Source organism: Mesorhizobium sp. B283B1A (assembly GCF_020165735.1).
Taxonomy (GTDB): Bacteria; Pseudomonadota; Alphaproteobacteria; order Rhizobiales; family Rhizobiaceae; genus Mesorhizobium; species Mesorhizobium opportunistum.
Genome location: NZ_JAIUIQ010000040.1, coordinates 1 through 13,077 on the forward strand (window position 1 = coordinate 1; position 13,077 = coordinate 13,077).

The following is a 13,077-nucleotide window of genomic DNA, read 5'->3' on the forward strand; positions in this document are numbered from 1 at the left end:
ACGCACAAACTCCAACTTCCCATCCATCACACTGGTGTCCCCAAATGGCATCGCGAACCTCCCGGCGCAAAGCACGCCAAACTGTTCGCGATGTCCTCGCACACCTGTTCGCGATGTCCCCGGTCCAAACACCCCCTTGCGGGGGAGATGGCCGGCAGGCCAGAGGGGGGTGTGACGGAACGCCGGCCTCGCCCGGTTTGTTGTAGGCGTGAGCCTACCGATTGGTCGCCAGACATCGACAGGTTGGCGGGACAGCACCCCCCTCTGCCTTGCCAGGCATCTCCCCCGCAAGGGGGGAGATTGGCTGTATCTTCGCCGGCTAATCCATTGCGATGGGAAAGCTCACCACCACCGCCAGCCCAGGCCGACAATCCTCCAGTGCTATCGATGCCCCGTGCAGGTCGGCGATAGCCCTGACCAGGCTGAGGCCAAGGCCGCTGCCCGGCGTCGAGCGGCTGTGGTCCAGCCGATAGAGCCGCTGGAACACTTTTTCACGCTCCTCGGCCGGAACGCCTGGTCCATTGTCGGCGACTGCGGCTAGGACATGGTCGCCGTCGCGCGCCACCGACAGCTTGATCGTTGTGCCCGGCGGGCAATGGCGCAGCGCGTTTTCGACTAGGTTGGCGAACATCTGCGTCAGCAGCTCGCGATCGCCATGGATACGGTCCGCCACGTCCCGCGGCTGCACCAATGACAGCAACTTGCCGTCATCCTCGGCGACGTCGGCATAGATCTCCGCGATGGTTTCCAGGATCTCGCCGAGATCGACATCGGTGAAGCGCGCCTTGCGCGCGCCAGCCTCGATTTGCGCGATCCGCAACAGCGCGTCGAAAGTCTCGTTGATCTGATGGCCCTCGGCGCGTGCATCCGCCAGATCGCCGGAAACGTCCTGGTCCTGCCCGGCTCTGTCGGCCGCGCTTTCCAGGATCATCTGCAGCCGGTTGAGCGGCGTCTTCAAATCGTGCGCGATGTTGGCGCTGACCTGCTTCATGCCCTCGACCAAGCCCGACAGCCGGTCGAGCGCCGCATTGACCTGGATGGAGACGAGATCGATGTCGTCGCCCTTGCCGGTCAGTGGAATGCGGGTGTGCAGCCGGCCATGCGAGACATCGACCATGGTGGCGGCAATGCCATCGAGACGGCGCTGGACGCGCGAGGCGAGCAGGGCGCCGCCAGCCACCGCCAGGCCGGTGATGATCAGAGTGGCCCAGCCGAAGCTCATCAGCATGATCGTCTCCAGCTCCTCCGTCTCGGAAAGGCTGAAGGCGACCGTCAGGGTGTTGCCGCCGACCGCGCCGGAAAAGGCGCGATATCCGGTGTCCGGCGGCACGCCGGGCAATACGGCGTCGAAGGCCGAGAACCCGTCGGGAAGTCCCGCCGCGGTGAAGTTGCCGGCCAGGCGCTCGCCGGCGGCGTCGGTAAGCGAAAACAGCTGTTCCTTCTTCAGGCTGCGCGCCGAGTGGCTTTGGACGGTCTCCACCAGTTCCTTGAGATCCTTGTCGGCATAGGTCGCGGCGATGACCGAGTAGGTCTCCCTGATGGTGTCGTCGAGCTGCTCGGCGAGATCGGCGCTCATCATCTGGTAGACGATGGCGCCCGACAGCACGAAGGCCAGCATGAACAGGAAGGCGAATGTCAGCGCGAGCCGGAACGGCGTGCTGCGCAGCAGGCGGACCCATGTCGCGGTCATGGCGAAGGCGATGCGTGCAGGCTGTAGCCGGTGTTGCGGACGGTGTGGATGAGCTGGGTCTCGAACGGCTTGTCGACCTTGGCGCGCAGCCGGCTGATATGGGTCTCGACGACGCTGGTCCTGGGGTCGAAATGAAAATCCCAGACGCGCTCCAGAAGCATGGTGCGGGTGATGACGCGGCCCTCGCCGCGCATCAGCACCTCCAGCAGGCTGAACTCGCGCGGCTGCAGGTCGATCGGCTGGCCCTGCCTGACGACGCGCCGCATGATCAGGTCCATCTCGAGGTCGGCGACCCGCAGAACCGTCTTCTGCTCCTGCGCCGCCGGACGGCGTCCGAGCGCATTGATGCGGGCAAGCAGCTCGGAAAAGGCGAAGGGCTTGACCAGATAGTCGTCGCCGCCGGCTTCCAGCCCTTCGACGCGGTCGTCGATGCCGCCGATCGAGGTGAGGAAGATCGCCGGCGTGCGCACACCCGCCGCGCGGATCGCCTTGACCAGGGACAGGCCGTCGAGGCCGGGGATCATCCGGTCGGCAACGATCACATCATAGTTGCCGCTGGTCGCCGCGAACAGCGCGTCGTGGCCGTTGCGCAGCAGGTCGCAGACATGTCCGGCCTCGGTCAGCCCCCTGACGATGTAGTCGGCCGTCCTGTGGTCGTCCTCGACGAGCAGAAGTCGCATGGCTGGTCCGGTTGATTGCCGATATCGGGGAGAGGCTATCACCGGCATGGGTCCGTTCCTAGGATGGTCACGCGTTCGGAATGCCTCGGCGGCAAGACCGCGGGCGGCAGTGCCGAGCGAGAGGGTAAAACGAAGTCGGAGACCCTGTTGTGTTTCGGTGCGGTGGGGCGGAGCACGGCCGAAATCCCAAGGTCGATGATTGCCGGCCGGAAACGATCCGGCATTCGACAATAGGCAATCGAGTTCGCGCCAGCCTGTCCGCCGGCATACAATTTCGTAAGAATGGGTGCCGGTCAGCCAAAGGGCCTTTACGAAAGCCGCGTAGTGCGCTGATAGAAAGCCACTGCCTTGTATCCGCCATCAATGGCGTGCCCCAGTGCTCCCGGGCCTGTCGCCCCAGGAAAACACAAATGAGCTACGCTTCCCTCAAGCCGGTCACGGAGGCCTTCGCCCAGCGCAAGCGGCTGATCTTCGTGCGGGCGGCGGCGGTGCTCGCGGTGCTGCTTCTGTTCCTCACCAAGCCGGCGCTGAGCGAAGGCTCGAACGGCCACGAAACGCTCGAATTCCTCGGCTTCTGCCTGGTGCTCGCCTGCGTTGCCGGCCGGCTCTGGAGCATCCTCTATGTCGGCGGCAAGAAGAACGAGGAACTGGTTTCGACCGGACCGTTCTCGATGAGCCAGAACCCGCTCTATTTCTTCTCGACGATCGGCGCGATCGGCATCGGATTGCTCTACGGCTCGCTGGTGGCGGCCGGCGTGCTTGGCGTGGCCAGCTTCCTCATCTTCCGTTTCACGGCGCGCAAGGAGGCCGAATATCTCCTGGGCAAGTTCGGCCCAGCCTATGCCGCCTATATCAAGGCTACTCCCCGGTTCTGGCCAAATCCGCTGCTCTACCGTGACGACGATCAGCTGCAGTTCTCGCCCCGGGCGCTCAAGCGCACATTCTTCGACGGGCTCTATTTCCTCGCCATCTTCCCGGTCATCGAGCTGATCGAGTATTTCAGGCACACCGGCCTGCTGTTTCCGGCTTTCATCACGCTCTACTGATCATGGTGACGCGGCAGCTTCAGGCGCCCAGCGGATAGGGCATGTAGCCGACGAAGCCCGCGATCTTCCAATTGCCGTCGACCTTCCTGCAGAAATACAGCGTCTGCCATTTCAGCCGGTCGCCACTGCCATCCGCCTTGGCGACGGTGCCGTCGAACTTCTTGTGCAGCACGGCGCGGTCGCCGTCGACATCGATGTCGCGCAAATTGGTGACGCGAAACAGCGCCTCGCGCAGCGGCTCGGCGAATTCCGTCGCCGCCGTTTCCCTCGCCTGGCGCAGCCACTCGTCGCGATAGATTTCCAGCCTGGGGAATTGCAGTCGCCAGGCGTCGGCGTTGGACAGGAAATGCGCGTGCATACCGAAGAAGCTCTCGGCGACGAAATCATGTTCGACCATCGGCCAGTCCTGGCCGATGAAGGCGTCGATGTCGCGCCGCACCAGCATCTCCCACAGCGCGTGGCGGTCGGCATCGCCTGGTGGAAACGGGTTCTTGTCGAAGGTCATTGTGGTTTCTCCAGTCGGGAAGGCACGGATCCTTGGCGGTTTCGGGAGCCGCCCGGCGCACGCACGATGCAGGCGCTTCTGTAATAAAGCAACGTGGATTTCGAAGAATGTTGCTTTCCAACAAGGCCTCTATCCGGATCGTCCCGATCGGGGTAAATCTCGGCCAAGGCGGCCGCGCCAGGGCGCACTGCCGCGTTATCACAGGAGGTCACCCCTTGCCCAAGCAGACTTTTGGAACGTCCCATGTGCCGCTGTCGCCCGCCGTGCGGGCCGGCGACTTCGTCTATGTCTCGGGCCAGGTTCCGGTCGGCAGCGACGGCATCGTGGTCAAGGGCGGCATAACGGAACAGACCGAGCAGGTGCTTGCCAACGTCAAGGCCGCGCTCGCGCTGGCCGGCTGCACCATGGACGATGTGGTGAAGACCACGGTCTGGCTCGAGGACGCGCGCGACTTCGGCGCCTTCAACGCCGTCTACGGCAGGCACTTCCCCAAGGACCCGCCGGCCCGCACCACGGTCGAGTCGCGGCTGATGATCGACATCAAGATCGAAGTCGAGGCCGTCGCTTACCGGCCGGTCTGACAAAGACAACGAAGCGGAGGTTCCCCCAATGCAATTCGACCTCCTGCTGAAGGGCGGACGGCTGATCGATCCGGCGGCTGGCCTCGACGCACCGCGCGACGTCGCCATCGCCAATGGCCGTGTCGCGGCGGTCGATGCCGACATTCCGGCTGATCGGGCCGCACGGATGGTCGATGCGACGGGCTGCATCGTGGCGCCCGGCCTGATCGACCTGCACAGCCACGTCTACTGGGGCGGCACCTCGCTCGGCGTCGATGCCGACCGGCTGGCGGCCAAGAGCGGGACCACCACCTTCATCGATGCGGGCAGTGCCGGCGCCGGCAATTTCCTCGGCTTCCGTCGTCACGTCATGGAGCGTTCGAAGGTGCGCATCCTGGCCTATGTCAACATTTCCTTTGCCGGCATTTTCGGCTTCTCGCAGACGGTGTCGGTCGGCGAATGCGGCGATCTCAGGCTCTGCGAGCCGCGCGAAGTGGTTGCCGCCGCGCGCGAGCACGCCGATGTCGTGGTCGGCGTCAAAGTCCGCTCCGGCAAGCATGCCGGCGGCACCAGCGGCATCGCCCCGGTCGATCTCGCGCTGGAGGCCGCCGACAAAGCAGGCCTGCCGCTGATGGCGCATATAGACGAGCCGCCGCCCGGCCGCTCCGAAGTGCTGCCGCGCCTGCGCCGGGGCGACATCCTCACCCATTGCTTCCGGCCGTTTCCCAACGCGCCGGTCTTCGCCTCCGGCGCGGTGCGGCCCGACATGCGGCTGGCGCGCGAGCGCGGCGTCATTTTCGATCTCGGCCACGGCATGGGCTCGTTCGATTTCGACGTCGCCCGGGCAATGCTCGCCGAGGGGCTGGCGCCCGACGTGATCTCGAGCGACGTGCATCTCTACTGCGTCGACGGGCCGGCCTTCGACATTCTGGTCTGCATGTCGAAGCTGATGGCGCTCGGCATGCCGCTGGTCGAGGTCCTGCGCGCGGCGACGCAAGGGCCGGCGCGGGCGATCGCACGGCCGGACCTCGGCACGCTGGCTGTCGGCACGGTCGGCGACGTCGCCGTGCTCCGGCAGCGGCCGGGCCGCTTCACCTTCGTCGACGCGGTCGGCGCCTCACTGGTCGCCGACCAGCGGCTAGTGTCGGAAGGCATCGTCATCGGCGGCACATGGTGGCCGAACGAGGCGCCCGACCATGATGAGACCGAGCGTTTCGACGCGCATGCTCACCATACGCATGTCGAGGTGGCCGCAAGGCATTTCGGGCATCGGCACGATTGATCCGCCCGCGAAGGCCACGCTGCGTCGAGCGGCTGATTGACCGCCGATACCATTACGCCGGGTCGTAATTACGCGATGCCCGGCGCATTCAAGAAACGCTCGACACCCATCGCCGTCAACAGCTCGACGCGTTCGCGGATCAGGTCGTCTCGCCAGTCCCACCATTTCAGTGACTGCAGGCGGTCAATCACCTCTGGCTCGAATCGGTACCGGATGGTGCGAGCCGGATTGCCGACCGCGATGGCATAGGGCGCAATGTCCCTTGTGACGATGCTGCCCGCGCCGATTACCGCGCCATTGCCGATCGTCACGCCGGCAAGGATAATGCAGCGGGCGCCGATCCAAACGTCGTGACCGACCGTGATTGGCCCCTTGCCGGTTGTGCCGGGCGCATTGTGGATCTTCCCGTCCACAAACTGGATCGGATAGGTGGTCGCGGTGTCGAGGCGGTGACCGGCCGCGCAGATGAACAGAACGCCTGGGCCGACTGAACAGAACGAGCCTATCCGCACCGGCACGTTGCGATGCGGGACGAAGAACGATTCTTTCGTGAGACCGTAAGTGTGGCGACCGATCTCGACACCTGGAAGGGGTGGCAACGGATCCTTCTTCAGGCCCAACCTTATGCGTAACCCTCTTAACCACCCCATCCGCGTTCCTCCCCCGAGTTACGGCCATTATAGCGGAAATCCTCCTCGCATCTCAGACTTTGCGAGAGATTCGATCCAGGGTGCTGGTCCAGGGCGCCGGTTCGGTTCAGCTCGGACGCGAAGAATTGCTCGGCTTCCCATAAACCGGGGTTGCGATACCCTCCATCCGGGCCTTGATCTGCAGCGCCACGTATTTCGAATAGAAGCGCGACAGCGCCAGATTGCCGCCGTGGAACCAGAGCGCTTCCTGTGCCGTCGGCCTCCACATGTTGCGCAGCTCGCCTTGCCAGGGGCCGGGATCGCCCTTGACGCCGGAGCCGAGGCCCCAGCACGGGCCCACCTTGTCGGCGACCTCGCGCGAGACAAGTGCCGCGACATTCTCGTTCATCGACTGGTAGCCGGTGCAGGCGACGATGGCGTCGGCCTCGAGTTCGCTGCCGTCCTCGAACAGAATGCCGTTCGGCGTCAGCGACTTGATGGCGACGCCGCTGCGGATGCCGATCTTGCCTTCGATGATCAGGTCCGAGGCGCCGACATCGATGTAATAGCCGGAGCCGGTGCGGTAGGCCTTCATCAGCAGGCCGGTCTCGTCGTCGCCGAAATCAAGGGCGAAGCCGGCGGCGCGCAGACGGTCGTAGAAGGTGGCGTCGCGCGCCTTGATCACTTCGTAGAGCGCGCGCTGGCCCTTGGGCACCAGTGCGAACGGGGTCGAGGCGACGATCATGTCAGCCTTCTCGGTGGTGATGCCGCGCGCCAGCGCGGTTTCCGAGAAGATCTCGAAGCCGACCTCCATCAGCGTGTCCGATTTGACCACGGTGGTCGGCGAGCGCTGGATCATGGTGACGTCTGCGCCGCTTTCCCAGAGGTCGACGCAGACATCATGCCCCGAGCTTGCTGCACCGATGACCGCAACCTTTTTGCCGCGGAATTTCTCGCCGCTGGCATACTGGCTGGAGTGCAGCAATTCGCCCTTGAACTGGTCGGCGCCGGCCAGATCGATCTTCCGGGGCGGGCCATAGGCGCCGGTGGCGAAGACGATGTGCTTCGGCTTCAGCGTGATCTGCCGGCCGACGCGGTCGACCACCACGGTCCACTCTTTCTTGGCCTCGTCATAGGAAGCGCTGAGGCATTTCGTGGCGACCCAGTAGTTGAGCTCCATGACGCGCGTGTACATTTCCAGCCAGTCGCCCATCTTGTCCTTGGGCGTGAAGACAGGCCAGTTCTCCGGGAACGGAATATAGGGCAGATGGTCGTACCAGACCGGGTCGTGCAGCACGAGCGTGCGGTAGCGGTTGCGCCAGGAATCGCCGGGCCGCGCGTTCTTCTCGATGACGATCGAGGGCACGCCGAGCTGCCTGAGCCGCGCGCCGAGCATGATGCCGCCCTGGCCGCCGCCGATGACCAGGCAATAGGGCTGCTCGGATGCGCCGAGCTCGCGCGTCTCGCGCGCCCGCGCCTCCGACCAGGTCTCGCGCTCGGGGTCGGCCTTGTGGCGCACGCCGAGCGGCCGTTTCGCGCCCTTGCGCTCCTCGAACCCCTTGAGGTCGGTCATCGCTGTGAACAAGGTCCGGCAACGACCGTCGCGCAGGCGCATGATGCCCTGTCCCCAGGCCACCGCTGTTTCGAAGCTGAACCACGCCTCGATCGTGCCTTCGTCGGTGGTCGCCTCGCCGGTGAGCTGCCATGCGGTCGGCTTCGTCGTGGCGAACGTTGCCTCGAGCATGTCGGCGATCGCTTCGCGGCCTTCCATGGTGGTGACGTTCCAGGTGAAGGTCAGCAGATCGCGCCAGTAGCAGTCGTCGACGAACAGGTTGCTTGCTGCCGAAACGTCACCGGCTTCGAGCGCGCGTGCCAGGGATTCGAGCCATGCGGCGGCCTGTTTCGATGGTGCCATTTCGAGCATGTCTTGCCTCTTTCCTCAGCTTGGTATCGCGCGGTCCTTCCTTCTCCCCTTGCGGGGTGAGAAGCGGTTCGCGCAGCGAACGAAAAGCCAATTGCTTGGCTTTTCGAGCTTCGAACGCCCTGAGCCTGCGAAGGGCCGGGCGTGGTAGCCGATCCACCCTGCTGGGTCCCCGCTGCTTCGCAGCGTCCCAGCGTTCGCCGGCCTTTCATCGTGCCACCGGCACGATGAATTCGCTTACGCGAACCGGCTGCTCACCCCACAAGGGGGAGAAGGTGGAAGATGTGCCCTAATCTCCCAGCGGCTCCATCTCCTTGCCGGTGCGATGGATCTGGGCGTTGTACTTGATGCGGCGCACGGTCTCGCGGGCCGAGGCATCGAGCTTGTAGGCCGCGGCGACGGCGAGCAGGTCGATCATGGCCAGAAAGGCATAGCGGGAGGCGGTCGGCTTCAGCGTGTCGGGATATTCCGGCACCGCGACCGTCAGCCTGACGTCGCAGGCGCGCGCGAGCTCCGTGTCGGGCGCGGTCACGCCGACGGCGTTGGCGCGGTAATGCTTGGCGAGTTCGACGGCCTCGATCACCTCGCGCGTGCGCCCGGTCGCAGAGATCGCGATCACCAGGTCGCCGGGTTTCAAGGTCGAGGCGGTCATGCGCATCAGATAGGGGTCGCACTGGGCATTGACCGTGATGCCGTAGCGAAACAGCCGGTACTGGGTTTCCTGCGCCAGCGCCGAAGAGCTGCCGCCCAGCCCGAACACCGTGACCTGGCGCGCCTTGGCGATCAGCTCGGCGGCCTTTTCCAGCTCAACCGGATCGAGCTGCCGCTCGGCCTCCTGCAGCGCCCGGCGCGCCTCGCCGAACACGGCATTCCAGAATGGCATGCCGTTGCCGCTGCCCGGCGCCGGCGACTTGGCCAAATAGAGCGCGCCGACGACGAGGCTCTGAGCCAGCTTGAGCTTGAAATCGCGCACGCCCTCGCAGCCGATGGCGCGGCAAAACCGCGTCACCGTCGGTTCGCTGACCCCGGCGCGCTGGGCAAGGGCGGCGTTGGAAGCGTCGACCGCGTATTTGACGTCGTCGAGCACGACATCGGCGACGCGGCGCTCGGCCCGGCGCAACTCGCCGTAGGAATCCTTGACCAGCGAGATGATGTCGGGAATGCGCCTGACAGGCTCGCGCCCATCCTGGTCGTGATCTGGAACAGGTTCTTCGTGGCTCGCAGCTTCGGTCATGAAGTGGGTCTTCCTCCGCCCCTTTGGACCGGACCTCTTATCACGTTTGCACGCTGTCGTTCCATGCGCCCGGCCACGGTGCAACCGTTACGTGCCGCAGGGGGCATGTTCGCGCTTCTCTCGACAAGTATGTAGGAAAGCAACACAGAATTCAAGACGTAGAAAATATTGCAAAAACAAGTCTATAGCCTTTCGGTGGAATTTTGATGATACGGCTACCGCCGCCGGTGCTTGACAGCAAAGTAGGATAGTTACAGACTGATTTTCGGCAGTCCGATGACCATTGGGATCATCACGCAGTCTCCGAGGGGCGGATGAACGCGGGCGAGATAACAACGCCGAAGCTTGGCGTGCAGGCAGCGACCAAGATCTATCACACGGCGTCCGGCGACCTGCTGGCGCTGGACCGCTGCAGCCTCGATGTCCGCGCCAATGAAATCGTCTCGATCGTCGGCCCGTCCGGTTGCGGCAAGACCACGCTTTTGTGGTCGATGTCGGGCCTGCACAGCCTGACCAGCGGCGAGATCCGGCTCGACGGCAAAGCGATCACCGGGCCGCATCCCGATATCGGCATCGTCTTCCAGGAAGCAAACCTGCTGCCGTGGCGCAATCTCGACGCCAACATCCGCTTTCCCTTCGAGATCAAGGGCGAGAAGCCTGACCGGGCGTGGATCGCGCATCTGCTCAACCGGGTCGGGCTCGACGGCTTCGGCGGCAAGTTCCCGCGCGAGCTTTCGGGCGGCATGCAGCAACGCGCGGCGATCGTGCGGGCGCTGGCGCTGAAGCCATCGGTGCTTTTGATGGACGAGCCGTTCGGCGCGCTCGACAGCTTTACCCGCGAGGAGATGAATCGGCTGGTCGAGGAGATCTGGCTCGACACCAAGACCACCATCGTCTTCATCACCCACAGCATCGAGGAAGCGATTTTTCTCTCGGACCGGGTGGTGGTGCTGAGCGCACGGCCGGGACGGGTCGCCAAGGAATACCGCGTGCCGTTCCCACGGCCACGCTCACTGGAAATCATGGCGACCAAGGAGGTCTTCGACCTCACCAACCGGATCAAGCTGGACATTGTCGGCGAGCGCGCCAGGCCGAAGCCGCCGGAACAGGAGCGCACCAGCGCCGAGATCGTGAGGATCAGGCCGTGAGCGACGCCATCCCGGAATTCTCCAAGTCCAAGTCGGGCACCAAGTCGGGTGACGGCCACGATGTCAGCCTGACCAATTTGTCGGCCTTCGCCAGCGGTCCCGGCATCAAGTCGGGCAAGGAAGTGGCGGCAATCCTCGCTGTCGCGGTCATTATCATCGGCGGCATCGAACTGGCGCTGCGGCTGTTCCATGTGCCGCTCTACATCATGCCGCCGCCGAGCTCGATTGCTTATGCGCTGTTCGACGAGTTCCCGCTGATCGCGCCGCATCTCGGCTACACGCTGGTCGAGCTGGTGTCTGGCTTTGCCATCGGCGCCGTCGTCGGCCTGGTGCTGGCCGCCGTCATCACCCAGTTCCCGTTCGCGGAAAAAATCGTCGCGCCTTACATTTTGCTGCTGGTCACCACGCCGATGCTGGCGCTGGTGCCGCTGCTCATCCTGCGCTTCGGCTTCGGCTACACGCCGCGCATCATCGCGGTGGCGCTGGCCGCCGGGCCGATGGTGATGATCAATGCCGCCACCGGCTTTCGCCGCGTCGACAGCGCCAAGATCGCGCTGGCGCGTTCCTATGGCGCCAGCACCTTGCAGATCTTTTGGAAGATCCGCGCGCCGATGGCCCTGCCGATGATCCTGGTCGGCCTGATGATCGGCGCCATCTTCGGCCTGCTCACCGCCGTCGGCGCCGAGATGGTCGGCGGCGGCTTCGGCCTCGGCAACCGGCTGACCACCTATTCGTCGATGATCCAGATGCCGCAGTTCTTCGCCGTGGTGCTGATCCTGTCGACGCTCGGCATCCTGATCTACGTCCTGTTCTTCCTGATCGGCAAGAAATGGGCGAGCTGGGAGGCATGAGGGTTTAAAGCAAGACGCCCGGGAGGCGGGCGGCAGACTGACGTCAAACAAAAAGGGGAATGCCATGACCGAAGACGATTTCGTCCAACAGGCGGGAATGAGCCGCCGCACTTTCCTGCAGGTGACCGGCGCCGGCCTGGTGACGGCGACGGCGCTTGGCGCCACCGGCTTCAAGGCGCGGGCCGAGGCCTATGGAAAATTCACCTGGATCTCGCCGCGCGGCACGCTCGAAGTGCTCGACGACTACCCCTACTGGGCGGCGAAGAAGGCCGGCTATTTCGACGGGCTGGAGACCGACATGCAGCCGGGGCCGTCGGATGGCACCGCGACCGTGAAGTTCGTCGATGTCGGCCAGGCCGACATGGGCTTCCCGTCACCCGGCGTGTTCTCCTTCGCCATTCAGAACGGCATGAAGCTGAAGTCGGTGTTCCACATGGGTGCGCGCGACACGTTCAGCATCGCCTTCCGCAAGGGCGAGGGGTCGAACGACCTCAAGAAGCTCGAAGGCAAGACCATCCTGCTCGGTTCCGCGGCCTGGCAGTCGATCACCGATCCGCTGCTCGCCGCGCAGGGCGTCGACATCAAGAAGGTCAAATATGTCGAGGCCGGCTGGCCGACCTGGGGCACCGCGCTTGCCGGCGGCCAGGGCGACGCTGCCCTGTCATGGGAGGGGCTGCGCGCCGAATGGATCGCCAAGGGCCTCGACTTCGAATACTGGCTCGGCGTCAAGAACTCCAAGCTGCCGGCCAACACGTTCGTGGTGCGCGCCGCCGACCTCGAGGATCCCGACAAGAAGGCATTCCTGGAGAAATACCTTCGCGGCTGGGCGATGGGCCTGGAGTTTGGCTATCAAAATCCACGCGCGGCCGTCGAAGCGGTGTTCGAGCAATTCCCGACACTGGCCAAGAATCTCGGGCCGGAACTCGGCACCACCTCGATCCTGCAGCAGATCAATGTCTTCCGTGGCGACATGGACAAGCGCGGCGGCTGGGGCTCGCACGACATGGCGAGCTGGCAGGGCTTCTTCGACGAGATCCACAAGATCGGCCAGATCACCAATCCGGTGAAGGCCGAGGACGTCTGCACCAACGACCTCATTCCCGCGGCCAACGACTTCGACAAGGCCAAGGTCAAGGCCGATGCCGACGGCGTCAAGCTGTCGGAAGGTTTTGCCGCGCTCGATGTCGAGAAGATCAAGGCGCATCTGTTCGATTCGGCGGTGAAGTGAGGGTCAGCGCCGAGGTGAGCGCCGCCCTTGGCCCGCTTTGGCTCCTTTCCTCTCCCTCCGGAGGGGGGAGAGGTGGCGCCGCGCAGCGGCGACGGAGTGGGGGAAGGCGTTCGCCAAACGCGCAGTCGTCGCAAGATAGGCACGATCTGGCGAGCAAGTAACCCTTAGGTGGGCGCGAAGGTCGACCCCCACTCCGTCGAGCTTCGCTCGACACCTCTCCCCCGATCGACGGGGGAGAGGAAAGGAGCCAAGGCGGGCCAAGGGCGGCGGCGCTGACCTGAGGTGATTGTCCCGGATAGATAT

Annotated in this window: 12 protein-coding genes; 6 read left to right on the forward strand and 6 right to left on the reverse strand. The window is 64.6% G+C overall.

Annotation, left to right across the window (positions count from 1 at the left end):
• Positions 1–319: 319 nt before the first annotated feature.
• On the reverse strand, positions 320–1,690 hold the full coding sequence (locus tag LB577_RS26430) for an ATP-binding protein (RefSeq protein WP_224689559.1): 1,371 nt from the start codon (positions 1,688–1,690) through the stop codon (positions 320–322).
• Positions 1,687–2,370, reverse strand: a complete 684-nt coding sequence (locus LB577_RS26435) for a winged helix-turn-helix domain-containing protein (protein WP_224689560.1) — start codon at positions 2,368–2,370, stop codon at positions 1,687–1,689. Before LB577_RS26435 ends, LB577_RS26430 begins: the two co-directional genes overlap by 4 nt.
• A 410-nt stretch (positions 2,371–2,780) precedes the next feature.
• Between LB577_RS26435 and LB577_RS26440 the strand changes: the two genes are divergently transcribed.
• Positions 2,781–3,416, forward strand: coding sequence for a methyltransferase family protein (locus LB577_RS26440; RefSeq protein ID WP_224689561.1), 636 nt, complete (start codon positions 2,781–2,783; stop codon positions 3,414–3,416).
• 19 nt (positions 3,417–3,435) lie between these two features.
• On the opposite strand, the gene LB577_RS26445 is transcribed toward LB577_RS26440, so the two are convergent.
• Positions 3,436–3,921, reverse strand: a complete 486-nt coding sequence (locus tag LB577_RS26445; protein ID WP_224689562.1) for a hypothetical protein — start codon at positions 3,919–3,921, stop codon at positions 3,436–3,438.
• Positions 3,922–4,136: 215 nt separating this feature from the next.
• Between LB577_RS26445 and LB577_RS26450 the strand changes: the two genes are divergently transcribed.
• Together LB577_RS26450 and LB577_RS26455 are read left to right on the forward strand one after the other, a co-directional pair.
• Positions 4,137–4,502, forward strand: coding sequence for a RidA family protein (locus LB577_RS26450; RefSeq protein WP_031250770.1), 366 nt, complete (start codon positions 4,137–4,139; stop codon positions 4,500–4,502).
• Positions 4,503–4,530: 28 nt separating this feature from the next.
• Positions 4,531–5,763: an amidohydrolase/deacetylase family metallohydrolase gene (locus tag LB577_RS26455; protein WP_224689563.1), complete on the forward strand. Its 1,233-nt coding sequence runs from the start codon at positions 4,531–4,533 to the stop codon at positions 5,761–5,763.
• A gap of 68 nt (positions 5,764–5,831) precedes the next feature.
• Here the strand turns inward: LB577_RS26455 and LB577_RS33330 are convergent, their stop codons facing one another.
• The 3 genes from LB577_RS33330 to LB577_RS26470 form a co-directional block, all read right to left on the reverse strand.
• Complete coding sequence (locus LB577_RS33330; protein WP_283257911.1) at positions 5,832–6,383, reverse strand: CatB-related O-acetyltransferase; 552 nt, start codon at positions 6,381–6,383, stop codon at positions 5,832–5,834.
• A gap of 136 nt (positions 6,384–6,519) precedes the next feature.
• Positions 6,520–8,316, reverse strand: coding sequence for an NAD(P)/FAD-dependent oxidoreductase (locus LB577_RS26465; RefSeq protein WP_224689564.1), 1,797 nt, complete (start codon positions 8,314–8,316; stop codon positions 6,520–6,522).
• Between the two features lie 286 nt (positions 8,317–8,602).
• On the reverse strand, positions 8,603–9,547 hold the full coding sequence (locus tag LB577_RS26470) for a MurR/RpiR family transcriptional regulator (protein WP_224689565.1): 945 nt from the start codon (positions 9,545–9,547) through the stop codon (positions 8,603–8,605).
• A gap of 314 nt (positions 9,548–9,861) precedes the next feature.
• Here LB577_RS26470 and LB577_RS26475 point away from each other — a divergent pair, with 314 nt between their 5' ends.
• The 3 genes from LB577_RS26475 (at position 9,862) to LB577_RS26485 (ending at position 12,774) form a co-directional block, all read left to right on the forward strand.
• Positions 9,862–10,695: an ABC transporter ATP-binding protein gene (locus LB577_RS26475; protein WP_224689566.1), complete on the forward strand. Its 834-nt coding sequence runs from the start codon at positions 9,862–9,864 to the stop codon at positions 10,693–10,695.
• Positions 10,692–11,546: an ABC transporter permease gene (locus LB577_RS26480; RefSeq protein ID WP_224689567.1), complete on the forward strand. Its 855-nt coding sequence runs from the start codon at positions 10,692–10,694 to the stop codon at positions 11,544–11,546. Before LB577_RS26475 ends, LB577_RS26480 begins: the two co-directional genes overlap by 4 nt.
• Before the next feature lie 64 nt (positions 11,547–11,610).
• Positions 11,611–12,774, forward strand: a complete 1,164-nt coding sequence (locus tag LB577_RS26485; protein ID WP_224689568.1) for an ABC transporter substrate-binding protein — start codon at positions 11,611–11,613, stop codon at positions 12,772–12,774.
• Positions 12,775–13,077 lie beyond the last annotated feature (303 nt).

Bases quoted from the DNA above. Each gene is read 5' to 3' on its own strand.
- LB577_RS26455 (WP_224689563.1), top strand. From the start codon at position 4,531: ATGCAATTCGACCTCCTGCTGAAGGGCGGACGGCTGATCGATCCGGCG.
- LB577_RS26430 (WP_224689559.1), bottom strand. From the start codon at position 1,690: ATGACCGCGACATGGGTCCGCCTGCTGCGCAGCACGCCGTTCCGGCTC.
- LB577_RS26435 (WP_224689560.1), bottom strand. From the start codon at position 2,370: ATGCGACTTCTGCTCGTCGAGGACGACCACAGGACGGCCGACTACATC.
- LB577_RS26440 (WP_224689561.1), top strand. From the start codon at position 2,781: ATGAGCTACGCTTCCCTCAAGCCGGTCACGGAGGCCTTCGCCCAGCGC.
- LB577_RS26465 (WP_224689564.1), bottom strand. From the start codon at position 8,316: ATGCTCGAAATGGCACCATCGAAACAGGCCGCCGCATGGCTCGAATCC.
- LB577_RS26445 (WP_224689562.1), bottom strand. From the start codon at position 3,921: ATGACCTTCGACAAGAACCCGTTTCCACCAGGCGATGCCGACCGCCAC.
- LB577_RS26485 (WP_224689568.1), top strand. From the start codon at position 11,611: ATGACCGAAGACGATTTCGTCCAACAGGCGGGAATGAGCCGCCGCACT.
- LB577_RS26475 (WP_224689566.1), top strand. From the start codon at position 9,862: ATGAACGCGGGCGAGATAACAACGCCGAAGCTTGGCGTGCAGGCAGCG.
- LB577_RS26470 (WP_224689565.1), bottom strand. From the start codon at position 9,547: ATGACCGAAGCTGCGAGCCACGAAGAACCTGTTCCAGATCACGACCAG.